Origin of the sequence: Brevibacillus choshinensis (genome assembly GCF_001420695.1) — a bacterium.
Classification (GTDB): Bacteria; Bacillota; Bacilli; order Brevibacillales; family Brevibacillaceae; genus Brevibacillus; species Brevibacillus choshinensis.
In genome coordinates this window covers 2,023,734-2,047,282 of sequence record NZ_LJJB01000010.1, presented here as the reverse complement: position 1 = coordinate 2,047,282, position 23,549 = coordinate 2,023,734, and the positions used below count along the sequence as shown (strand labels likewise).

The 23,549-nt window shown below is 48.0% G+C and carries 26 protein-coding genes and 3 other annotated features (1 of these 29 only partly in view); of the genes, 1 reads left to right on the top strand and 25 read right to left on the bottom strand.

Annotated features, from left to right (window positions below):
* Window positions 1–50: 50 nt before the first annotated feature.
* The 16 genes from rplJ to AN963_RS19805 form a co-directional block, all read right to left on the bottom strand.
* On the bottom strand, window positions 51–566 hold the full coding sequence (rplJ, locus tag AN963_RS19880) for a 50S ribosomal protein L10 (protein WP_055746199.1): 516 nt from the start codon (window positions 564–566) through the stop codon (window positions 51–53).
* A gap of 24 nt (window positions 567–590) precedes the next feature.
* Window positions 591–755, bottom strand: a sequence feature (ribosomal protein L10 leader region).
* A 42-nt stretch (window positions 756–797) separates the two neighbouring features.
* Entirely contained in the window at window positions 798–1,481 is a 684-nt protein-coding gene (gene rplA, locus AN963_RS19875) for a 50S ribosomal protein L1 (protein WP_055746198.1), read from the bottom strand.
* 89 nt (window positions 1,482–1,570) lie between these two features.
* The gene (gene rplK, locus AN963_RS19870; RefSeq protein ID WP_007716214.1) at window positions 1,571–1,996 is read right to left on the bottom strand and encodes a 50S ribosomal protein L11; all 426 of its coding nucleotides are present in this window, start codon (window positions 1,994–1,996) and stop codon (window positions 1,571–1,573) included.
* 180 nt (window positions 1,997–2,176) lie between these two features.
* Window positions 2,177–2,713, bottom strand: a complete 537-nt coding sequence (gene nusG, locus AN963_RS19865) for a transcription termination/antitermination protein NusG (protein WP_055746197.1) — start codon at window positions 2,711–2,713, stop codon at window positions 2,177–2,179.
* Between the two features lie 45 nt (window positions 2,714–2,758).
* Window positions 2,759–3,007 (bottom strand): preprotein translocase subunit SecE, encoded by a 249-nt coding sequence (gene secE, locus AN963_RS19860; protein WP_055746196.1) that lies wholly within the window; start codon window positions 3,005–3,007, stop codon window positions 2,759–2,761.
* The gene (gene rpmG / locus AN963_RS19855; RefSeq protein WP_003392018.1) at window positions 3,007–3,156 is read right to left on the bottom strand and encodes a 50S ribosomal protein L33; all 150 of its coding nucleotides are present in this window, start codon (window positions 3,154–3,156) and stop codon (window positions 3,007–3,009) included. Before rpmG ends, secE begins: the two co-directional genes overlap by 1 nt.
* 298 nt (window positions 3,157–3,454) lie before the next feature.
* Entirely contained in the window at window positions 3,455–4,105 is a 651-nt protein-coding gene (sigH, locus tag AN963_RS19850) for an RNA polymerase sporulation sigma factor SigH (RefSeq protein WP_055746195.1), read from the bottom strand.
* 81 nt (window positions 4,106–4,186) lie between these two features.
* Window positions 4,187–4,711: an NYN domain-containing protein gene (locus AN963_RS19845; RefSeq protein ID WP_055746194.1), complete on the bottom strand. Its 525-nt coding sequence runs from the start codon at window positions 4,709–4,711 to the stop codon at window positions 4,187–4,189.
* A gap of 1 nt (window position 4,712) precedes the next feature.
* Window positions 4,713–5,468, bottom strand: coding sequence for a 23S rRNA (guanosine(2251)-2'-O)-methyltransferase RlmB (rlmB, locus tag AN963_RS19840; RefSeq protein WP_055746193.1), 756 nt, complete (start codon window positions 5,466–5,468; stop codon window positions 4,713–4,715).
* Between the two features lie 3 nt (window positions 5,469–5,471).
* A complete protein-coding gene (locus tag AN963_RS19835; protein WP_055746192.1) occupies window positions 5,472–5,873 on the bottom strand; it encodes a Mini-ribonuclease 3 in 402 nt (133 codons plus the stop codon).
* 17 nt (window positions 5,874–5,890) lie between these two features.
* Complete coding sequence (gene cysS / locus AN963_RS19830) at window positions 5,891–7,297, bottom strand: cysteine--tRNA ligase (protein WP_055746191.1); 1,407 nt, start codon at window positions 7,295–7,297, stop codon at window positions 5,891–5,893.
* On the bottom strand, window positions 7,278–7,943 hold the full coding sequence (gene cysE, locus AN963_RS19825) for a serine O-acetyltransferase (protein ID WP_055746190.1): 666 nt from the start codon (window positions 7,941–7,943) through the stop codon (window positions 7,278–7,280). Before cysE ends, cysS begins: the two co-directional genes overlap by 20 nt.
* 68 nt (window positions 7,944–8,011) lie before the next feature.
* Window positions 8,012–8,268: a binding site (T-box leader), on the bottom strand.
* Between the two features lie 25 nt (window positions 8,269–8,293).
* Window positions 8,294–9,760 (bottom strand): glutamate--tRNA ligase, encoded by a 1,467-nt coding sequence (gene gltX, locus AN963_RS19820; RefSeq protein ID WP_055746189.1) that lies wholly within the window; start codon window positions 9,758–9,760, stop codon window positions 8,294–8,296.
* Between the two features lie 69 nt (window positions 9,761–9,829).
* Entirely contained in the window at window positions 9,830–10,303 is a 474-nt protein-coding gene (gene ispF / locus AN963_RS19815) for a 2-C-methyl-D-erythritol 2,4-cyclodiphosphate synthase (protein WP_055746188.1), read from the bottom strand.
* Between the two features lie 3 nt (window positions 10,304–10,306).
* A complete protein-coding gene (gene ispD / locus AN963_RS19810) occupies window positions 10,307–10,993 on the bottom strand; it encodes a 2-C-methyl-D-erythritol 4-phosphate cytidylyltransferase (RefSeq protein ID WP_055746187.1) in 687 nt (228 codons plus the stop codon).
* 21 nt (window positions 10,994–11,014) lie between these two features.
* Window positions 11,015–12,103 carry a PIN/TRAM domain-containing protein gene (locus AN963_RS19805; protein WP_055746186.1) on the bottom strand — a complete coding sequence of 363 codons (1,089 nt, stop codon included), beginning with the start codon at window positions 12,101–12,103 and terminating at the stop codon, window positions 11,015–11,017.
* Window positions 12,104–12,390: 287 nt separating this feature from the next.
* Between AN963_RS19805 and AN963_RS19800 the strand changes: the two genes are divergently transcribed.
* Complete coding sequence (locus tag AN963_RS19800) at window positions 12,391–12,786, top strand: nucleoside triphosphate pyrophosphohydrolase family protein (protein WP_055746185.1); 396 nt, start codon at window positions 12,391–12,393, stop codon at window positions 12,784–12,786.
* Between the two features lie 135 nt (window positions 12,787–12,921).
* Here AN963_RS19800 and pssA read toward each other — a convergent pair whose 3' ends face one another.
* The 9 genes from pssA to AN963_RS19755 form a co-directional block, all read right to left on the bottom strand.
* Entirely contained in the window at window positions 12,922–13,650 is a 729-nt protein-coding gene (gene pssA, locus AN963_RS19795; protein WP_055746184.1) for a CDP-diacylglycerol--serine O-phosphatidyltransferase, read from the bottom strand.
* A 112-nt stretch (window positions 13,651–13,762) separates the two neighbouring features.
* Window positions 13,763–14,839: a DNA integrity scanning diadenylate cyclase DisA gene (gene disA, locus AN963_RS19790; protein WP_055746183.1), complete on the bottom strand. Its 1,077-nt coding sequence runs from the start codon at window positions 14,837–14,839 to the stop codon at window positions 13,763–13,765.
* Window positions 14,840–14,845: 6 nt separating this feature from the next.
* On the bottom strand, window positions 14,846–16,213 hold the full coding sequence (radA, locus tag AN963_RS19785) for a DNA repair protein RadA (protein WP_055746182.1): 1,368 nt from the start codon (window positions 16,211–16,213) through the stop codon (window positions 14,846–14,848).
* Between the two features lie 106 nt (window positions 16,214–16,319).
* On the bottom strand, window positions 16,320–18,770 hold the full coding sequence (locus AN963_RS19780) for an ATP-dependent Clp protease ATP-binding subunit (protein ID WP_055746181.1): 2,451 nt from the start codon (window positions 18,768–18,770) through the stop codon (window positions 16,320–16,322).
* An 80-nt stretch (window positions 18,771–18,850) separates the two neighbouring features.
* Complete coding sequence (locus AN963_RS19775; protein ID WP_055746180.1) at window positions 18,851–19,918, bottom strand: protein arginine kinase; 1,068 nt, start codon at window positions 19,916–19,918, stop codon at window positions 18,851–18,853.
* 19 nt (window positions 19,919–19,937) lie between these two features.
* On the bottom strand, window positions 19,938–20,456 hold the full coding sequence (locus AN963_RS19770) for a UvrB/UvrC motif-containing protein (RefSeq protein WP_055746179.1): 519 nt from the start codon (window positions 20,454–20,456) through the stop codon (window positions 19,938–19,940).
* Between the two features lie 28 nt (window positions 20,457–20,484).
* Window positions 20,485–20,949: a CtsR family transcriptional regulator gene (locus AN963_RS19765; RefSeq protein WP_055746178.1), complete on the bottom strand. Its 465-nt coding sequence runs from the start codon at window positions 20,947–20,949 to the stop codon at window positions 20,485–20,487.
* Between the two features lie 164 nt (window positions 20,950–21,113).
* Complete coding sequence (locus AN963_RS19760) at window positions 21,114–21,800, bottom strand: HAD hydrolase-like protein (RefSeq protein ID WP_055746177.1); 687 nt, start codon at window positions 21,798–21,800, stop codon at window positions 21,114–21,116.
* A 47-nt stretch (window positions 21,801–21,847) separates the two neighbouring features.
* Complete coding sequence (locus tag AN963_RS19755; RefSeq protein WP_055746176.1) at window positions 21,848–22,978, bottom strand: MGDG synthase family glycosyltransferase; 1,131 nt, start codon at window positions 22,976–22,978, stop codon at window positions 21,848–21,850.
* Between the two features lie 271 nt (window positions 22,979–23,249).
* Window positions 23,250–23,549, bottom strand: a sequence feature (mutual gap in cmsearch alignment for this rRNA model is longer than 100) (it continues 2,567 nt past the right edge of the window).

Genomic DNA, 23,549 nt, shown 5'->3' with positions numbered 1-23,549 from the left:
AAATCCTCCCATTCAAGGAAAAGTTTAGTTGTTAGAACCCGATCAGGCGATTACGCGCCTTGACCTTCTTTTTGCTCGGCCACTGCTTTGACTGCCAGTGCAACGTTGCGCATTGGAGCTTGCAGGACGGAGAGAAGCATGGAAAGGAGACCTTCGCGGGATGGTAGGGATGCCAGTTCCTTGATTTGGTCAGCACCAACTACTTTACCTTCGATTACGCCACCTTTGATTTCCAGCTTGTCGTTTTTCTTCGCGAAGTCAGCGATGATTTTCGCTGGAGCGATAATATCGTCTTTGGAGAACGCCAGAGCGTTCGGGCCAGTCAGATATTGATCCAGTTCAGTCAGGCTTTCCTTCTCTGTAGCAAGACGAGTCAGGGAGTTTTTCAACACCTGGAACTCAACACCCGCTTCACGCAATTGTTTGCGCAGCTCGGTTACTTGGGCTACAGTCAGACCGCGGTAGTCAGCCACTACTGTGGTTTGGCTTTCGCGCAGTTTGCCAGCGATTACGTTGATCGCTTCAACTTTTTCTTCACGAATAACGGTTGGACGAATTTCTGCCATTGTTTACACCTCCCGTGCTCTATCCTAGAAAATGAAGAATGCCCTCGCAGACATTCACGAGGGCATAATGCTATATCGTCAAAGGAAAGCTTCGTTTCCTCTTTCGTACATTACACGCCTCGGAGGGATATTAAGCGTTGCTCTTGCAAGCTTCGCACCTTCTGTCTACGGCATATTCTTTTCATCAACAGGCACTATCGTATCAACTTCCCAAAAGGAAGTCAAGTGTCATTATTTTACAGCAACGCGTACACCAGGTCCCATAGTGGAGCTCAGTGTTACATTTTTCATGTAAATGCCTTTTGCTGCAGCTGGTTTCGCACGGTTCAGTGCATCAGTCAACGCAGCGAGGTTTTCAACCAATTTCTCACCATCGAAGGATGCTTTACCGATAGGAGCGTGGATGTTACCTGCTTTGTCAACGCGGTACTCAATTTTACCAGCTTTGATTTCGTTAACCGCTTTCGTTACATCAAATGTAACAGTACCGGTCTTAGGGTTTGGCATCAGGCCTTTTGGACCGAGTACACGACCCAATTTACCTACTTCACCCATCATATCTGGAGTAGCTACTACGACATCAAAGTCGAACCAGCCACCTTGAATTTTTGCGATCATGTCTGCATCGCCTACGAAGTCTGCTCCAGCTGCTTCTGCATCTTTCGCTTTTTCGCCTTTTGCGAATACCAGAACACGTTGAACTTTACCAGTACCATGAGGCAGTACAACTGCACCACGGATTTGTTGGTCAGCACGCTTAGGGTCTACACCCAGGCGGAATGCTGCTTCAACAGTCTCGTCGAAATTAGCGGTAGCTGCTTTTTTAACCAGCTCAATCGCTTCCGTTACTTCGTAAACTTTGTTTTTATCAACGAGCTTTACAGCCTCTTGATATTTCTTACCTTTTTTGGCCATTTTTTAAATCTCCCTTCAATGTGGTCGTAGCGGTTAATCCTCCCACAGACAGGGGGGCACAGCGTCTGTGCCCCCTTGCACTAAGACAATTAGTCTTCGATTACGATACCCATGGAACGAGCGGTACCTTCTACCATGCGCATAGCCGCTTCAACGGATGCTGCATTCAGGTCAGGACGCTTCAGTTCAGCGATTTCACGAACTTTGTCGCGTTTCAGGGTTGCAACTTTTGTTTTGTTTGGTACGCCAGAACCGGACTCGATGCCAGCAGCTTTTTTCAAGAGAATAGCAGCTGGTGGAGTCTTCGTGATGAAAGTGAAAGAACGGTCTTCAAACACGGTGATTTCTACCGGAATGATCATACCTACTTCGCTTTCAGTGCGAGCGTTGAATTCTTTACAGAATCCCATGATGTTTACACCAGCTTGACCGAGAGCCGGACCTACTGGAGGTGCAGGATTCGCTTTACCTGCTGGGATTTGCAATTTGATTACGCGGATAACCTTCTTAGCCACGTAAGACACCTCCTTACTTCACATGTGGTTATTACGGGGGAATGCCCCCTCCCACCGTTTGGTGAAAGTCTAAAAGACTTTCGATCTATAGTGAGAGTGCAAGAAACCCCAAATATTGTTGTGGGATTGTAAAAACAAGATGAAATGTATCACATAGCGCGACACTTTTCAAGTTGAATCCTAATCCAATTTCTGAACTTGTGTAAAGTCTAGCTCTACCGGTGTTTCGCGACCGAAGATGTCCACCAATACGCGGACCTTCTGCCTGTCCGGGTGAATCTCGATAATCTCCCCGGTGCGATTAGAAAACGGACCATCTGTGACGCGCACCATATCGCGGAGAGCAAAATCGACTCTGATCTTGGGAATTTCGATTCCCATTTGCTTGAGAATCGTATCGGCCTCTTCAGGACGCAGCGCTGTCGGCTTAGAACCGGCGCCCGTGGATCCGACAAAGCCGGTAACCCCAGGAGTGTTGCGCACGACATACCAAGAGTCGTCCGTCATCACCATTTCAACAAGGACGTATCCAGGAAAGACTTTTTTCGTGACGATGCGCTTTTTGCCATCCTTGGTTTCCACCTCTTCTTCAGTGGGAACGAGAACGCGAAAGATCTTGTCTTCCATGCCCATCGACTCAAGTCGCTTCTCTAGATTAGTTTTAACCTTGTTTTCGTAACCTGAGTACGTATGAAGTACATACCATGCTTTTTCCATATCCAACAGGACGATAACCGTCCGTCCCTCCTAAGACTTGCAAAATTACGTTCCTAGAATCAAATCGATCAAGCGCGAGATACCCAAATCAACGACGAAGAAGAATATCGCCAAAAGCACAACAGTAACCATAACAACCAATGTATAGGTCGTTAATTCTTTACGGTTGGGCCAACGCACTTTCTTCAGTTCGGACATTACGTCGCCAAAAAATCCACCGGTTCGGCGAAAACTGGCTCCGATTCGTGCTAAAAAACCCACTTTGCCACCCCCAGACTTCGTCGCATCAACCATTACTTCGTCTCGCGATGAAGGGTTTGCTTCTTGTCACGGGAGCAATACTTTTTCAGTTCAACACGTTCAGTTGTGGTGCGTTTGTTCTTGGTGGAGATATAGTTACGCTCGCCACACTCGGTGCACGCTAACGTGATGTTTACTCGCATTTATTGCCACCTCCATCTCATTTCAAACCTGCTATTAGTTGAAAGTAAACCCGATGATTAATAGTACGGGAAAACCGCTACTTTTTCCAGACCATTTCACCAAAGCAACCATAGAACAAGAGAGATAAGAGTCTATGGCTACCTAAACAAATTTATCACACCCAAAAACTCATGTCAACAAAACGGCTTGACAAGAGGAAAACATTTTGTTCCATTAAAAGCCCAGATTTTACCTAGCTTATGGGAATGGCGGATAAAAGATACTACATGAAAAGAAATAAAAGAGAGATTCTCTGAATTACAGATGAATCTCTCTACCTTCCAGGTAACGCTCCAGCTTGCGCTTGACGCGCTGCAGGGCATTATCGATCGATTTGACGTGACGCTTCAGCTCGACTGCAATCTGCTGATACGATCTGCCATCGAGATAGAGCATCAGCACCTGTCGCTCCAGGTCACTTAAAATCTCACTCATTTTGCCTTCGATATCATCAAACTCTTCTCGGTTGATGAATAACTCCTCGGGATCCGTGACCTTCGTGCCAGAAATGACATCAAGAAGGGTACGGTCTGAGTCCTCATCGTAGATTGGTTTATCCAATGACACGTAGGAGTTGAGAGGAATATGTTTTTGTCTTGTAGCTGTCTTGATAGCCGTAATGATTTGACGTGTGATGCACAGTTCGGCAAATGCCTTGAAAGAAGTGAGCTTGTCCCCTCGGAAGTCGCGAATCGACTTGTACAGGCCAATCATGCCTTCCTGCACGATATCTTCGCGGTCAGCCCCAATAAGAAAATAGGATCTCGCTTTGGCACGCACAAAGTTTTTATACTTGTTAATCAAGTACTCCAACGCTTCGGCGTCATTTTCGCGAACCAGGTCGACAACTTCTTCGTCGGTCATTAGTTCATATTGGGCATGCATTAGCTCCTTGAGGTCAACACTCACAAATGATCCCTCCGCCAACCGGTTTCTCCATAGATAGCGTTATTATACATGTGCCGTAAAAAAGCGTCAACCGAATCCAAGTTATTCCCTTCTCCATTTTTCGAATATTTTCGCTATTTCATCATTCAACGGAATTCGTTTGGAGAAACGTTCTTCCCTGGATTGGACCACTTGCTGCCTGATTTCTTTTCCTGCCACTTCCATGTCAAGTAATAACTCCCGCGCGGATTTGCGCAATGCTCCCTGACCAAAAATGACACGCTGGGAAGTATAGTCTGAGGTAGCTACGTAGATTTGTCGATTTTTCTGCTGAAATTCGGAGACTAGCTGCTCAATTTTTTCGTCAGCCGTCTCCTTTTTCTTCGTGAAATAGACCTCGACCTGATAGTCCTCAATTTGTCGTCCGATCCCCGGCACATTGTAAGCATCAAATACGACGATGACTTTCGTACCTGTAAAGCTCTGGTATTCTGCCATTTTGGAAACCAATTGATCACGGGCCTCGTCCATTCGATCCTGATCTTTCAACAAGCGCAGATCCGGCCAGGCACCGATGATATTGTAGCCATCCACGATCAACAGCTGCTTGGCTTTCTTCTTGGCCATTTTATTTCACCCGCGTAGGTAGTGGACTCCTGGAACGATAAACTTCGTACATCAACAAGGCAGCAGCCACGGATGCGTTGAGCGAGGTGACGTTACCGGCCATAGGCATGCTGTACAGAAAATCACAGTTTTCTCGGACCAATCGGCTCATCCCTTTGCCTTCACTGCCGATGACGATCGCGAGAGGCATGGTGTAATCACCTTGGCGGAAATCTTGCTTGGCGCTTGCGTCCGTGCCTGCAATCCACACTCCACGCTCTTTGAGCTCTTCCATTGTGCGAACCAGATTGGTGACCCTCGCAACTGGTACGTAGTTAATCGCACCAGCAGAAGCCTTGGCTACTGTCGCTGTCAGACTCACCGAACGTCTCTTCGGAATGATGACACCATGAGCTCCCACCGCATCTGCCGTCCTCATGATCGAACCAAGATTATGCGGATCCTCCAGCTCGTCCAACAACAAAATAAATGGAGGCTGGTTCTTCTCTTCTGCCCGCTTCAGGATATCGTCCACTTCTACATAATCATAAGCAGCAACAGAAGCCACTACGCCCTGGTGGTTATCCGAGGAGACAAGCTGATCCAGTTTTTTGCGATTGGCTGTAGTAACGATGACCCCTGCATCCTTTGCCAACGCAAAGACTGGTGCCATCAAGTTTTTATTCGTTCCCTCTGCAATCCAAATCTTATTTATGGTGCGCCCAGAACGCAGCGCTTCGATAACCGGGTTTTTCCCGAGAATCCACTCTTCACTCATTCTTTATTCTCCTTCCACAATTGCAAAAGCCTGCTGCATAATTTCAGCAATCCGCTCTTCTTTCCCATTTAAGTACAGGTATCCGATGAGGGCTTCAAAAGCCGTCGCATGTCGATAGTCAATAATATCCGCATTTTTTGCGGTTGACCCAGACTTGGCATTTCTCCCCCGCTTCACTACGTTTACTTCATCTTCCGGCAAAGTAGGCAGCAGGGTCAACAAAATGTTTGCCTGCGCCTTCGCCGAAACGTAACGGTTTGCCGTTTTGTGGAGCTGGTTTGGTTTCACCAGCCCCTTGGCAATCAAATGATACCTCACACAATGGGCATACGTAGCGTCGCCGAGAAAAGCAAGCACCAATGGATTGGTCTGATTAGGATCTCGGGTCAATTCTTCTTTTTGCATTTCGTCTCTTCGGCCCCTTATTTTCGGCGCCAGCGAACACCCTGTGGAGTGTCTTCCAGCACGATTCCTTTTGCAGCAAGCAGGTCGCGAATTTCGTCTGAACGCGCAAAGTTACGTGCCTTGCGTGCTTCTGTCCGCTCCTCGATCAGCGCATCAATCTCACTGTCCAGCAATTCTTCTTCTTGTTCAAGCACCAGTCCGAGTATGCCAGTAAGCTCCACGAGCAAATCCTTGTAAGCCTGGATCTCGCGGGTACCCACATTATCATGGCGCATGTACAGATTCGCTTCTTTCACCACATCAAACAAAACGGTGATGGCATTTGCCGTATTGAGATCGTCGTCCATTTCGGTGATGAATCTCTCCCGCAGCTCGCCTATGATACGTGCCTGCTCTTCCGCCTGTCCGTTCGGTTCTTCCGCGCGGGACATTCCCAGACGATAGGTCAAGTTGTTGTAAGCCGTCTTGATTCTCTCCAAGCCGTTGGATGCTTGATCCAGCAGGTCATCGCTAAAATTGATCGGGTTGCGATAGTGAGCTAGCAGCATGAAAAAGCGAATCAGCTGACCACCAAATTGTTTAACCAAATCTCTCGCCAACAGGAAGTTACCCAGTGATTTGGACATTTTTTCGTTATTGATATTGAGCATTCCATTGTGCAGCCAGTAACGGGCAAATACCTTGCCTGTAAAGCACTCCGACTGCGCAATCTCATTTTCATGATGGGGGAACACCAGATCGGTACCACCGGCATGAATGTCGATTTCTTCTCCAAGAAACTTCAATGCCATCGCCGAGCACTCAATATGCCACCCAGGGCGACCTTCGCCCCACGGGCTGCTCCAAGCGACTTCACCTGGTTTTGCTGACTTCCATAGAGCGAAATCGAGCGGATGTTCCTTCTTCTCGTTAATTTCTACTCGTGCTCCTGCCTGCAAGTCATCCAATGGTTGGTGGGACAGCTTGCCGTATTCTTCAAATCGACCCGTGCGGAAATATACGTCCCCTTCACTCTCGTACGCGAAGCCTTTTTCGATCAGACCCTCCACGAACTCAATGATTTCAGGGATCGTCTGCATCACGCGCGGCTGGATATCTGGGGGCAACACGTTTAAGGAACGCAAATCTTCGTTATAAGCATCCGTAAAGCGGTCAGCCACTTCTTTGACCGTCGTCCCCTCTTCATTTGCCACACGAATCAGTTTATCGTCCACGTCCGTTATGTTTCGCACGAAGGTCACTTGGTACCCGCGATATTTCAAATATCGACGAAGCGTGTCGAAAACAATTGCCGGACGGGAGTTCCCGATGTGGATGTAGTTGTACACGGTAGGGCCGCACACGTACATTTTCACCTTTCCTGGCTCCAATGTCACAAACGGTTCCTTTCGCCTGGTCAATGTATTAGTCAACTGAATGCTCATGGCTCTTTTTATCCTCCCTCAAATGTTCCAATTCCTTGCGCAAGTGATCAATTTCCCGTTGCATCTGACGGATCGTATCAGCGACAGGGTCAGGTAAATTCACATGGTCCAGATCGCATTTGACGCGCTTTCCATCCTGTATGACGATGCGTGCTTTAATTCCGACCACAGTAGAGTTGGGAGGCACTTCCTGTAACACAACCGCGCCTGCCCCTATCTTTGAATTATCGCCAATCTTGAAGGAACCCAACACTTTGGCTCCCGTAGCAATAATGACATCATTGCCGACAGTAGGATGTCGTTTTCCTTTTTCTTTCCCTGTCCCCCCCAAGGTCACTCCCTGGTAAACGGTCACGTTGTCGCCAATCTCACATGTTTCCCCAATTACGACACCCATTCCGTGATCGATAAACAATCCTCTACCAATTCGCGCGCCCGGATGAATCTCAATGCCCGTAAAAAAGCGAAACATCTGAGATACTGCCCGCGCCAGCGTACACCACTCTGCCTTCCACAACTTGTGGGCAATGCGGTGCCCCCATATCGCGTGCAAACCGGAGTAAGTCATGACAACCTCCAGAGTACTGCGCGCAGCCGGGTCTCGTTCAAATACGACCTGTATGTCGTCTCTTAATTGTGCAAACACTGGGTGGCACCTCCTGCCTGATTTTCTTTCTAAAATAAAAAACGTCCCTGCCCCTTCACATAGAAAGGGACAGAGACGGCTTTTTACCGTGGTTCCACTCTGCTTTCGATCGATTCGCGTGTCGTTCATCAACCACGAAACGATCGAGCTCAATAACCCGATAACGGCGGGCTGCCGATTCACCTACTGATGCCCACTTCAACGGACAGGTTCAGCTCATAGCTCACAGGCGCATTTCCATACGGGACACGTCGGATGGCTCTCACCTTTCCATCCTCTCTGTAGGCGTGCCTACCGCTGTACTTCTCCTGATCTTCGCATGCTTCTATTGTGAAAAGGAAAGGTCTGACCTATTCCCCGTTTGCAATCACTCGGTTCGTGCGATCCAGCACTTTGTCACGGCCTAGCAAGTAGAGCGTCTCCGCGAGATCTCGTCCGTGCGCTTGGCCAGTTGCTCCTACACGTACTGGCATGAACAACGCCTTGCCCTTGTGTCCCGTTTCTTTTTGAACCTCTTTCAGCGCAGCCTTGATAATATCTACATGATATTCCTCTTGTGCTGATAGGTGCTTCACAAATGACGAGAGAACTTCTGGCAATTGCGGTTCTTTCAAAACCAGTCTTGCTTCCTCATCGTACACCACTTCGTCGAGGAAGAAAAGAGCTGCCAGCGGAACGATTTGCGCGCAATATGACATTTGCTCCTGGTACAACCCTACAATACTGCGGACCCAATCGCGTTTGTCACCAGACAACGTCTCTTCGATGAACCCTGCTTTTTGCAGATGAGGAACACACAGATCTGTGATCATATCAAGTGGTTGACGCTTCAGATAGAAGTTGTTCATCCAGTTCATTTTGGTCGCATCAAATACGGCCGGAGACTTGTTGACGCGGTCCATCGAGAACAGCTTGATGAGATCGTCTATGAGAAAAATCTCTTCTTCGCCACCTGGGGACCAGCCTAGAAGCACGAGGAAGTTTACGATCGCTTCTGGCAAGAAGCCCAGGTCGCGGTATTGCTCGATGAACTGGAGAATGCTTTCATCGCGCTTGGACATTTTTTTGCCTTCTTGGTTCAGAATCAGAGCCAAGTGAGCAAATTGTGGTGACTCCCAACCAAACGCCTCATAAATCATCAATTGACGTGGCGTATTGGACAGATGCTCTTCCCCACGAATGACATGGCTGATTTTCATCAGGTAGTCATCAATCACAACTGCAAAATTATAGGTAGGAATTCCATCAGGACGGCAGATGACAAAGTCGCCCATCTCATTGGAATTAAAAGTAACTTGTCCACGAATCATATCATCAACAACGTACTCTCGATCGTCATGGACGAGGAAGTGAATAGATGGAACGCGTCCTTCGGCTTCGAACTGCGCACGTTCTTCATCTGTTACGTGGCGATGCTTTTCCAGAATGCGAGGTGTCTCTCCGCGAGCGATCTGCTCTTCGCGTTCTGCATCCAGCTCTTCCTTGGTTGCGTAGCAATAGTACGCCTTGCCTTCAGCGAGCAATTGTTCGATATAGGTACGATAGATGTCCAGACGTTCCATTTGGCGATATGGCCCATAAGGACCGCCAACGTCTGTACCCTCTTCCCACTTCACACCGAGCCATTTCAGGTTTTTCATTTGCTCTTCGTCAGCATTTTCCTTGTTGCGTGTTTGGTCCGTATCTTCAATCCGAACGATGAACGAACCTCCGTGATGTTTTGCAAACAAGTAATTGAAAAGCGCTGTACGTGCGCCGCCGATATGTAAATGCCCCGTAGGACTAGGAGCATATCGCGTGCGGATTTCTTTCGCCATGGGTAGCACCATCCTTATGAATGTAAACGAAAAAATGTTTTCTAATGCCTTATGTTACACCTTGCCCCTCTACTTGACAAGCAAGCATGCAGCCTGGGCAGCGATTCCTTCTCCCCGACCTGGGAAGCCCAGCTTTTCTGTCGTCGTCGCTTTCACGTTGACTTGCGAGAGATCCTCTGCTTCCAGTACGCGGGCAATGACTTCTTGCATTTGCGGGATGTAAGGAGCCATTTTTGGAGCTTGCGCAATAATGGTCGCATCCACATTCCCCAGTCGGTATCCCCGTTCTTTTACCAGTGCCCACACGTGCTGAAGCAGCTTGACACTATCCGCATCCTTGAAGGCTGGATCGGTATCTGGAAAATGCCTTCCGATATCTCCTTCGCCGATGGCTCCGAGTATTGCATCGCTAATCGCATGCAAAAGCACATCTGCATCCGAATGCCCTAGCAATCCTTTTTCGTAGGGGATCGTAACGCCACCAATGATGCAAGGCCGTCCCTCTACCAGTTGATGCACATCAAACCCTTGTCCAATACGCATGAGTTACTCTCCCTTTCGTTTACGCAAGATCTCTTCACCTAGCCACAAGTCATCAGGGGTGGTGATTTTTATATTCTCATAGCTTCCTTGCATGACTGTCACAGGATGCCCTAACCATTCAACCAGCATAGCGTCGTCTGTTCCCATCTTGCCCGTTTCCACTGCCGTCCGGTGTGCGTCTCGCAGCAAAGACATACGAAAAGCTTGTGGGGTTTGAACAGCCCACAAGCTTTCACGTGCTGGGGTCGACTCGACAATTCCAGTCGTCCCCACCACTTTTATCGTATCCTTCACTGGCACTGCCATGATCGTTGCTTGATCCTGTTGTACTTGTTTGATCATAGCACTGATCTGCTTGCGAGTAACGAAAGGTCGGGCAGCATCGTGAACGAGCACATAGGAGCATTCGTTGGAGAGTGCGGACAGACCATTTCTCACGCTGTCCTGTCTTTCGGCACCGCCCAAGGTAACTGTCACACGGATTCGCTCGCGATCGAGCCATTTCAGTACACTGCTATGGTCTTCTGTGCTGACAACCAGCACGATCTCATCAATCTCTCGGTGTGTCGCAAACAGGCGAACCGTATGAGCCAAAATAGGCTCACCACCCAGAGGCAACCACAGCTTGTTTCGTTCGCCACCCATCCGTTTTCCGGAACCAGCGGCAACGATCACGACTCCCGTACCCACGATCTTCCCTCTCCTGTCTCTCTACAATGCTTTTTCCAACAGCTTTGGCTTAGCGAAAATCATTCGACCCGCCGAAGTTTGCAGCACGCTGGTCACGAGAACATCTACATCGTTGCCGATATACTCGCGTCCGCCTTCTACGACGATCATCGTGCCATCGTCCAGATAAGCAACCCCTTGACCGTGCTCCTTGCCGTCCTTGATGACTTGAACGTTCATTTCTTCACCTGGCAGGACAACCGGCTTGACCGCGTTTGCCAAATCATTGATGTTCAAGACGGAGACACCTTGCAATTCGCATACTTTGTTCAGGTTGAAGTCATTCGTCACGACTTTCCCATTCATGACTTTTGCCAGCTTGATCAGCTTGCTGTCGACCTCGGAGACTTCTTCAAAATCGCCTTCCCAAATTTGCACTTTTACTTTCATCTCTTTTTGAATCTTATTCAAAATATCAAGTCCCCGGCGTCCTCTGTTTCTCTTCAGCACGTCGGAGGAATCAGCAATGTGTTGTAGTTCCTCTAGCACAAATCCCGGAATGACAAGCACACCTTCCAAAAAGCCAGTGCGGCAAATGTCTGCAATGCGACCGTCGATGATAACACTCGTATCCAAGATTTTATTTTCTACGTTCGTCGCGGTATTGCTATTGTCCTTTTTCTTATCCTTCCGACCGATGGAAAAAACCGACATAATTTCATCCCGTTTGCGGAATCCAACTTGGAATCCCAAGTAACCAAGCAAACCAGACACAACCAACGGCAACAGATCACCTATGATAGGGATCGGAATTTTACTGATGGGCAGGAATAATAAAAAGGCAACAATAAGACCACTAATCAACCCCATCGCTCCGAACATGACATCCACAATTGGCATTTTGACGAGTGTCTCTTCTCCCCAACGAATCACCCTCAAAATATAATCCAAGAGCCAATTAGCTAAAAAGAAGAACAAAATGGCACCAAGAACCGCACCAATGTATTGCGTCCCTGCTACTTCTCCGAAATTTAACAGCTTATTTAGCAATGAGAACAAGTCAGCACCGTACTGGTAGCCCAAGCCCCCACCAATCAAAACAAAAAAGATTTTTCCTATGCGGCGTACCATGCCTTCACCTCCTTTTATTAATATAGACAGAAGCCTATAAGTAAAAACCTATTTCTTTCCAAATGGCAAAAACCCTTCTTCACCACTTTCACCCCACTATAGCAAAATTTAATTTACCATGTCAAATAGCCAAAAATTTTAACATAGTTGTCATTTTGCCGTCAACCTCGAACATCCGTTTCCTTCTGAATCAAATTGACAGAGAGCAGACTCCCTTCTTATAATGGCTGTAGCGCAATGTGCGAAAATTGTGACGATAATTATAGCCTAAAGCAGAGGTGAACCATATGGACAAAAGCAATGTAGACGGCTTCCAAACGCAAGTCTCAGAACTCTTGATCAGGCACCGCAGCGTACTCGACGTCATGTCCAAAGTTCAGGAAACTGCATCCCGCATCAACCGTTCGTTGACCAAAGCCATTACAGAATGTGGCTGTGTCGAGGTAGTCGCCAAAAAGCAGACGTACGATTCGAACAAAAACATGGAAGAGAACAAATCACAACTGGATACTCATTTCACTGGCCCCTTGTGTGAGCATTGCCGCGATGTGTTGACCGCTGAGCTGGGAAAAAACCTGTTTTACATTACTGCATTGTGCAACATCACGGACATCAAACTCGAAGACGTGCTGCAAAAAGAATCCAATCGGCTGAATACGTTGGGTGTTTTCAACCTTTCATAGGCCTCCCCTCGTAATACGAACGAACCCCTAAAAAAGTTGCATAAAAAACTCCTATCGATGATTGTTCATGGAGGAGCTTGCACGTAAAAAAAGAAAAACCCGCTCAATTTCAGCGGGTTTTTTCCTTGTTTTGACTCATTCAAAAGGAACGGATTCCTCTTCTTTGTTTTTTCTCTTACGAAACTTTTTGACGAGAAAGTCAACGTTTTTTTTTATTCCGTACAAGGCATAGAAAGCTAGCGGCAAAAAGACGATTTTCGGAAACTGCTGCGGGTATTCGACCGCCACAACAACTACGATGGCGATAATGACAGGAGTAATCCAGTATGCCGATTTAGGAATTCCCACTTTTTTGAAGTTAGGGTATTTGACCTTCGACACCATCAAGAATGCCAGCAAAAGCATGCTCACTGCCAGCATGACTGCATTAAATACCTGATGGTACAGCGCAAGAGTCGCGAGTACTCCGCCTGCAGCCGTAATCGGCAGGCCGATGAAATATCCGGGAACGCCAGCCTGTACGTTAAAACGAGCCAAACGCAACGCCCCACAAATCGGGAAGATCGCTGTGATAAAGATTCCGAGCCAGTTAAAATCATTCAAAACGACGACATACATGATAAAGGCAGGCGCTACACCAAAAGTAATGACATCAGAAAGGGAATCGAGTTCCTTTCCAAACTCACTTTGTGCATTCAACATTCGCGCCACACGACCGTCTAGACCGTCTGCCAGCATGCCTATAATCACCGTAATGGCTGCATAATCGACGAATTCATCGCCCCGAAACGCCAGAATGATTGCTAGTACACCCAGAAACAAGTTACTTACGGTTAGTATGTTCGGTAACGATTTCACGAACATAGACTACCTCCTGATTTCTTTTGCGAAGGAGACGAGTATCCTGTTGACCCTTTTTCATTCGGGTCCCCTAGGCAAATGTTTAATACAAATAATGCCTTAATCCTATTCTACTTTAAATGTGCCTGTCAATGAACACTTGCTCCTGAATCCGTTTCAATCCATCCTTGATGGCTCTCGCACGTACTTCCCCAATACCTTCGACTTCGTCCAATTCCTCGATGGTTGCCATCATAATTCGAGGTAAATTATGAAAATGTTCGACAAGATTAGCGATGATCGACATCGGTAGCCGTGGGATTTTGTGCAGGATCCGGTACCCACGGGGAGAGACAGATTCCTCCAGCATACTAGCGTTCGAGGAATAGCCCAGCACACGCAAAAACGAACTCATTTCCAGCATTTCATCAGAGCTCAACTTTTTCATGTCACGCAGAACTTGATCGGGAGAAAGTGCGAGATCTCGACAATAATCGCGAATGAGCATGTGGGCCTCTTCCTCAATGTTTGAAACAAGTTCCTCCATCTGCATGCTCACCAATCTACCCTCGACTCCAAGTTCACATATGTACTTGGAAACCTCTGTTTTGATTCGCAGCACCATTTCTATACGCTGCAAAACAGACGTCACTTCATGCAAGGTGACCAGTTCCTCAAACTCCAGAGCCCCTAGATTTGTCAAAGTCTGATCCAGCACGGCCTTGTACTTCTCCAACGTGGAAACCGCCTGATTTGCCTTTGCCAAGATCACACTAATTTCGTTGAGGACATAGCGAAAATTTCCTTGATACAGTGTGATGACATTGCGTCGCTGGGAAATCGCGATAACGAGGTAATTCGTTTGGATAGCTGTTCGCTGTGCCGTCCGATGGCGCGTCCCCGTTTCACTGGTGGATATGGAAGCAGGGGGGAAAAGCTGTGTATTGGCGTACAAGATACGTTTGGCGTCCTCACTTACTATGATCGCCCCATCCATCTTCGCCAATTCATACAAATGTGCAGGCGAGAAATCACAATTGATAGAAAAACCCCCATCGACAATGTGCTTCATCTCAGGCCCATAGCCAACTACGATCAAACCGCCCGTCTTTGCCCGCAACACATTTTCCAGACCTTCCCGCAGCTGCGTCCCGGGAGCGACCAAGCGGAGAACGTCACTGAACAGCGGATTCTTTTTTTGGCTATCTGGCATCCGCCCCTACCCCCTTATCACCTCGTTCAAAGCCTCCCCGATGTTCGATACGCCGATCACCTGAATATCATCTGGAGCTTCTAGCCCACGGATGTTCTTCTCTGGGATAATGACACGTTTGAATCCGAGCTTGTGCGCCTCTCGAACACGTTGTTCGATGCGGGATACACCGCGTACTTCTCCTGTGAGACCAATCTCACCGATTACTACATCATGTGGATTCGTCGCATGATCACGGAAGCTGCTGGCAATACTCACTGCTATCGCTAGATCAACAGCAGGCTCATCGAGACGGACTCCACCTGCTACGTTTACATAGGCATCCTGATTTTGCAGCATCATGCCCATTCTTTTTTCCAGCACAGCCATGATCATCGCCACACGCTGATGATCCACTCCCGTAGCCATCCTACGTGGGGTCACAAAGCTCGTAGGCGCTACCAGTGCCTGCAGCTCTACCAGGACGGGCCGAGTGCCCTCCATGCTGGCTACAACAGTAGACCCTGCTACGCCGAAGGGACGTTCCGCCAAGAAGATCTCAGAGGGATTCGCCACTTCCTCCAGCCCACGGTCCTTCATCTCGAAAATCCCGATTTCATTTGTCGATCCAAATCGATTTTTGACTGCGCGTAAAATGCGGAACGTATTGTGTCGTTCCCCTTCGAAATACAAAACGGCATCCACCATATGCTCAAGCATTCGCGGACCGGCAATGGAGCCTTCCTTGGTCACGTGGCCCACAATAAACGTACCAATCCCTTTTCCCTTGGCTATCCTCATCAGCTGTGCGGTTGCCTCACGTACTTGAGCGACACTTCCTGCTGCAGATTGAACGGCAGGGTGAAAGACGGTCTGAATCGAGTCAATGATCAATACATGGGGGTCTACCTGATTAATATGCTGTTCGATCAAATCCAAATCATTTTCTGCTAAAACATACATAGGAGGAGTTTTTGATCCGAGACGGTCGGCACGTAGCTTGATTTGCTTTGCCGACTCCTCACCAGAAACATATAAAACTTTCGCGCCTTGATGCGCCAAAGCAAAGGAGGTCTGCAGCAGCAGCGTCGATTTCCCAATCCCCGGGTCACCGCCGACCAAAATGAGTGATCCTGGTACCAGTCCGCCGCCTAGAACACGATTTAACTCCCCGATAGTCGTGTCCATGCGTGGATCTTCATCACTCGCTACCTCTGTCAACGGCATAGCGGCTTGTTTCTGTCCACCGCTCATTCCTTCGTGTCGGTGTGCCGTTTTGACGGTCATTTCCTCGACCATGGTATTCCAGCTGTTACAGCCTGGACATTTCCCCATCCATTTTGGCGATTCATAGCCACATTCTTGACACGCGTATTTCGTTTTATACTTTGACATATTCGCACCCTCGTTTGGATTTTATCCTCTATTTTTATCATACATGGGCACCCAAAAAAAGAATACCTCCTGTTTGGGAGGCATTCTATGTGTTGTTCTGAGTTTGTTATAGCTTTGATTTTTCCAAACGTTTAACCACCAATTGACCTTCCTCGGAATCGATATTGACGGTGTCACCTTTGCTGATATTGCCCTTCAACAGCTCTTCGGACAATCTGTCCTCGATGTGACGTTGAATGGCTCTACGCAATGGACGTGCACCATAGGCCGGATCGAAACCTTCTTTGGCCAATACTTTCTTGGCTTCTTCGGTCAATTGGAAATCAATGCTCTGTTCTTTCAAGCGTTTACGCAGCTCGTCGGTCATCAACGAAACGATCTGCTCGATGTGTTCTTGCTCCAGGGAATGGAACACGATCACTTCATCAATCCGGTTCAGGAATTCAGGACGGAAGCTCTTTTTCAGCTCATCCATCACTTTGTCCTTCATGTCTTGGTATTTTCTTTCGACATCGCCGGTCGTGAAGCCCAACGTTGTGTTTTTCTTGATCATGCTTGCACCCACGTTGGAGGTCATGATCACTACTGTGTTGCGGAAGTCGACAGTACGTCCTTTGGAATCAGTCAAGCGACCATCATCCAGGACTTGCAGCAGGATGTTGAATACGTCCGGATGCGCTTTTTCGATCTCATCCAGCAAGATGACGGAGTACGGTTTGCGGCGTACCTTCTCGGTCAATTGACCACCTTCATCATAGCCCACATATCCAGGAGGGGCACCGACCAGACGCGCCGTCGAATGCTTCTCCATGTACTCGGACATGTCGACGCGGATCATAGCATCTTCATCGCCAAAGAGCGTCTCTGCCACAGCACGCGCCAATTCGGTTTTCCCGACACCCGTAGGGCCCAGGAAAATGAACGAGCCTACAGGGCGCTTCGGATCCTTCAGACCGGCACGGGCACGTCGAACAGCTCGAGAGACGGATTTGACTGCTTCGTCCTGCCCAATGACACGACTATGCAGAATTTCCTCCATTTTCAACAAGCGTTCGGCTTCCTCTTCCTTCAGCTTGAGTACAGGGATACCCGTCCAGCTAGCCACGACCTGTGCGATATCTTCAGGGGTCACTTCCATGTTTAACTGGCCTTGACGTTCTTTCCAGTCTTTTTTCGTTTTATCAAGCTCTTCGCGCAGTTTTTGCTCTTGATCACGAAGGGCTGCAGCTTCTTCAAATTCCTGCGATTGTACCGCCGCATCTTTTTCCTTGCGCACTTCTTCCAGACGACCTTCCAGTTCCTTGAGGTTCGGAGGAACAGTAAAGGACTGAAGGCGTACTTTCGAAGCAGCTTCATCGACGAGGTCGATCGCTTTGTCTGGCAGGAAACGATCTGTGATATAGCGATCAGACAGCTTTACTGCCTGCTCAATAGCTTCATCTGTAATTTTAACGCGGTGATGTGCCTCGTAACGATCACGCAGACCGTGTAGAATTTTGACTGCGTCTTCTGCAGTCGGTTCATCTACCTGAATTGGTTGGAAACGCCGTTCCAGCGCAGCATCTTTCTCAATGTATTTGCGGTATTCGTCCAGAGTCGTTGCCCCTACGCACTGCAATTCTCCACGAGCTAGAGCCGGCTTGAGAATGTTGGAGGCGTCGATGGCACCTTCTGCTCCACCTGCGCCAATCAAAGTATGCAATTCGTCAATAAACAGAATGATGTTTCCGGCTTGACGAATTTCGTCCATGATTTTCTTCAGGCGGTCTTCAAATTCACCGCGATACTTGGTTCCTGCCACGACAGTACCCATATCCAGCGTCATGACGCGTTTGTCGCGCAGTGTCTCTGGAATTTCGTTGTTCACAATCTTCTGTGCCAGTCCTTCGGCGATCGCTGTTTTCCCAACGCCTGGTTCCCCGATCAGCACGGGATTGTTCTTGGTACGTCTGCTCAACACTTGAATAACACGCTCAATTTCTTTCATTCGACCAATGACAGGGTCGAGACCACCGTCGCGTGCAATGGCGGTCAGATCGCGAGCCAGACCGTCCAGAGTAGGCGTGTTGGCTGCCGGATTACCACCCGATGGCTGATGGGACGCCATCATTTCCGAGCTGCCTAGGAGCTGTAGAACTTGCTGACGAGCTTTGTTCAGGCTGACACCCAGATTGTTCATGATTCTTGCCGCAATGCCTTCCCCTTCACGGATCAGACCAAGCAGAATATGCTCGGTGCCCACGTACGTGTGGCCCAGCTTGCGGGCTTCATCCATGGACAGCTCAATGACCTTTTTGGCACGAGGTGTATAGTTTGGAGTGTAATTACTGCCGGACTGCTCCGTACCGCGTCCGATCAACGACTCCACTTCACTTTGGATTTTGTCGAGACCAAGCCCAAGTGATTGTAGAGCTTTCGCCGCAATCCCTTCGCCTTCCCGAATCAATCCCAACAGTACGTGCTCAGTCCCAATATCTTTGTGGCCAAGACGGACTGCTTCTTCCAGGGCAAGCGCCAATACTTTTTGTGCTCGTTCTGTAAAACGTCCAAACATCATATCGTACACCTCCAAGGTAACCGTGTTTATTCTCTATGGGTTAACTGTTGCGTATTGCCTATGTTTATTTATTAGCCATTTTACTTTTCTGTGTCTGCAATGCGCTCCCGAATTAACCGCGCTCTGCGTTCGTCCCGTTGATCCGGAGTCAGCTTTTGGCCTGCATGCTGCTGCAGGAACCCCGGTTGCGTCGTAACGAGCAGTTCGTTCAACACCAATGGTGAAACGTCTGGAATCACACCGAGATCAATCCCTAGGCGCACATCGGATAGGCGCTGTGCAGCTTCTTTGGATTCGACCGTGCGCGCGTACATCAAAATCCCATACGAGCGAAAAATGCGATCTTCCAGCGAAACGCGGGTGTGTTCGAGTAAGTACGTACGTGCAACACGCTCTTGTTCAATAATTTGTCTAGCTACTCCGTACAGGTTGGAGAGAATGTCTGATTCCGACATGCCCAACGTCACCTGATTGGAAAGCTGAAACAGATTACCTAATGCTTCGCTACCTTCTCCATAAATTCCTCGTACGACCAGACCAACTTGATTAATCGCCTGCAGAATACGACTGATCTGCTGAGTCATGACCAATGCAGGAAGATGGAGCATCACGGAAGCGCGAATTCCAGTACCTACGTTGGTCGGGCAACTCGTAAGGTACCCTCTGGTCTCGTCGAAGGCGTAATTTAAATTCCTCTCGAAAATATCATCTATTTTTGTACCGATTTCCCAGGCGTCATTCAAACGAAACCCTGGTAACAGGACTTGAATACGGATGTGGTCTTCTTCATTAACCATAATACTCACAGATTCATCAGGACTAAGCAAAACTGCCCCTTTGCGAGACTCCTCGGCTAGATGTGGGCTGATCAAATGTTTTTCCACCAGCACGCGTTTTTCCAGAGGGTTTACTTGATCCATTTGAATCACTTGCAGATGGTGTCGTTTGCGCATGGCATCCGACTCGCTGACTTCCGTTACCTTTCTTACCACTTCCTCCCCTTGGGAATCAGTCGCAAGCAACGGAAAAGGGTGCTGGCGCAGGTTACGGGCGATGCGTAACCGTGTGCTGATGACGATATCGGAATCAGGTCCTTCCCCTTTCATCCAATTGCTCCACGGGTTCTGCATAAACTGCTGTTGCGACATCCAGCTAAACCTCCCCTTGTTACGATTGGGCCATCTTTTGTTCCAAGGCACGAATTCGGTCCCGCATCTCTGCGGCCTTTTCAAACTCTTCACTGGCTACATGGGTTTGCAGGGCTTGTTTTAATTGTTCCAGCTCTTTGCGGATTTTCAATTGGCCACCAGTACGTTCAGGCACTTTGCCGATATGCTGTGTATTTCCGTGGATGCGGCGGAACAGTGGGTCCAGCCGATCCCCTAGAAAAGTATAGCAATCGCTGCAGCCGAATCGTCCGCTCTTGCTAAACTGGGCGAAAGTGAGCCCGCAGGTTTCACATCGGAGCGTTTTGTTCGCTGACGATTCCTTGGCGCTCTTCTGCATCGGGTCGAATTTTAATAATCCTGAAAGGAGATTGTTGATGCTGAAATTGTGAAAGCCGGTAAAGACGTCCCCTTTTTCCTGAGCGCAATGCTCACAAATATGGTATTCGGTTTTTTCGCCATTGACGATTTTCGTCAGATGAAGTGTCGCCGGTCGTTTTCCGCATTCCTCACAGTTCATCACATCATCCCTCCTAGCGCTTGCTTCATTACTTCAACAGAATAGCTGCGATCATCTGCTTTAAAATGTTTGCCCGCAAACGATCCCGCAATTCCGTCTCCACGGTTAAAACTGCACGAGAGGTGGCAATTTTCATCAGGGTTGCTTCCCGGATGTTCACCAAGCCTTCCTCCAAGAGACGCTCAACGATAGCATTGCCCACACTCTGTGTGATAGCCTCACCAATCAGCTCCTCGGTCAAAAGTTCCTGCAGGCGTGCCTTGCTGACGATCTGCACTTTGCGAATGCGAATGTACCCGCCACCGCCACGCTTGCTTTCCACAATATACCCTTTTTGAACTGTGAATCGGGTATTAATGACGTAGTTGATCTGAGATGGTACACATTGAAAATGGTCGGCTAGCTCACTACGCTGAATCTCGATAGAGCCATTGGGACTCTCGGTAATGATGCTTTTCAAGTGATGTTCAATGATGTCCGAGATGTTACGCAAGTCATCGCCTCCTATTCTCACTGTGTTTGACTATTGACTTTGACTATCTTTGACGTTAATTATAATGGGTTTACTACACGCATGCAAGTGGTGAATACACTTTCTATTGTGGGCAAAATGTGGCCGCTTGAAACCACGAAAAAACCACTCCTTGACGGAATGGTTTATGTTTGACTTTGCTTGATGGTGTCGATTTCTGGCAAATGATCGAGCAATTGAGGAAAATCAGTTATGATCACATCTGCTCCATCCAACTCACCTGGCTTGGCAAAGCCAAAGTCGCAGCCAATCGTAAACAAACCATTCGATGTACCTGCCTCGACGTCTGAATGGCGGTCACCAACCATAATCGCTTTTTTCACCTGATAGTCCTTTAACAATTTCGCGACCAGATCGTTTTTGGTGCGCGTACGAAAACGTCCAGCCGAATATAAATCGGTCAGTAATGGTTTCAAGTTATACTCATCACAGAGTGCATCAATGTATGCTTCTTGACCGTTGCTGGCGACAAATAGCGCAACCCCTCGCGCATGCAAATCACGCAGGGTATCTAGTACTCCCGGATATAAGTCCGTTACCCGTTCATGAATCAGTTGAATCTCATTTTCCAGCAAAAAAGTATCTGCTGCCTCAATGGCTTCATCACTTGCTCCTGGCAGCAGCTTATTCCATACCTGGTCAATCGTCATCCCCAAAATATTGGTGATCTCACTCTCGTCAGGTGTTTCCCCTTCCCAAAGACTTTTTTTACGCAACTGATCAAACGTCCGTTGAAAGGCAGGCGTCGAGAGTTTCTCAGTCTGCAGTAGGGTACCGTCCATATCGAACAGGATCGCATAAGGTATGCTCATGATTTCCTCCACATCCTCCTGATCAAATCAAGCATCAAATGTCGCTATCATGGTTGCAGCTCATCTTCATCGTTCATCATTTTCATATCGTCACGAATGAATTCGGCAATACGTTGGGCGGCATCAGGCTTGGAAATTTTATGTGCCATTCTCCGCATGTAGTCAACTTTCGAGGGGCTGTGCAGTAACTCCTCAATAAAATAGATCAATTGCTCAGACAAGTTGGCATGTACTGCGCAACCATTGTTCAACAGAAAATGGCTGTTTCGCTCTTCCTGTCCTGGCAGTGGGTTGTAAATAATCATTGGGACTCGTTTGCTCATCACTTCTGCTGAAGTTAGACCGCCCGATTTTGTCACTATCAGATCAGCCGTCTCCAGGTACTCATGAAAATTGTTAACAAATTTTAGTGGCACAACCTCATGTCGATACGTACGATTGCTTACTTTTCGAAACAGCTTTTCATTGCTCCCCGTCAAAATAAAGGCTTTGATGGGCATACCGATTTCTTCCAATCCGTCGAGCACTTTTTCCATTGAGCCAAGACCTAGGCCGCCCCCAGAGAGAATGATACTTTTTTGCTCGGTCTGTAGCCCTAACTTTCTTCGTATCTGCTCCCCATCCAGCGGCAAACGGAATTTTCGCATGATCGGAATACCCATGGGAATGAATTTTTGATGGTCCTGTCGATAAAGATCGACGAGATAGTACAGCTGCTCGTGGCCAATAAAATAGTAGTTGATGTGATGATTGATCCATGACGGATGTATGGTGTAGTCCGTAATGATGGTGTAAATGGGTTCTTTCCAATCATTTCTTCCTTTTAGTACGGAAAGCATACAACTGGCAAAAGGATGCGTCGCAATAAACGCATCCGGCTGGACACTGTTTATTAATTTCTTCAGCTTGTTTGCCAGTAATTTATTCATGAGCACGTTCATATCAAAAAATCTACTTTTTTCGGTGTTGTGGTAGATTCTCCCCCACATTTTAGGAGACAATCTCAATAAGTTCATATAGCTTTCCAGCAAGATCTTGTGGAACGTAGGACTGATATATTCCAACGTATCAATGATCATCGACGTATAGCCATTTTCAGCCAGACTTTCCTGCATAGCTCTGGCCGCTTGATTGTGACCGTTACCGATGGAAGCCGAAAAGATCAAGATTTTCTTCATTAATTATTCTCCTTCATAAACCATACCTTGCCAACTCTACCTTTTGAATCAGGTACCTTCTCATGTTAGTCTACCGCCTCTCTGCTCTGCAAGGGGTAACTTGTCGGTCATTCGCCCTAACTTGTCGACATAAACAGCGTAATAGGAGAATGATCTGTAATGATTATCCTCCAGAAGGCTGTACAAAACAAAAAAACCTCTTTACCCATTCTGTGGTAAAGAGGTTCATTTCATTCCTTGAAAACTGGATCTGCATGTTTGCTAAGAGTGTGTGGATAAGTCCTCGACCGATTAGTATTCGTCAGCTCCACGTGTTGCCACGCTTCCACACCGAACCTATCAACCTCATCGTCTATGAGGGGTCTTACCAGCTTGCGCTGTGGGAAGTCTCATCTTGGAGGGGGCTTCACGCTTAGATGCTTTCAGCGCTTATCCCGTCCGCACATAGCTACCCAGCTGTGCCACTGGCGTGACAACTGGTGCACCAGCGGTGCGTCCATCCCGGTCCTCTCGTACTAAGGACAGCTCTCCTCAAACTTCCTACGCCCGCGACAGATAGGGACCGAACTGT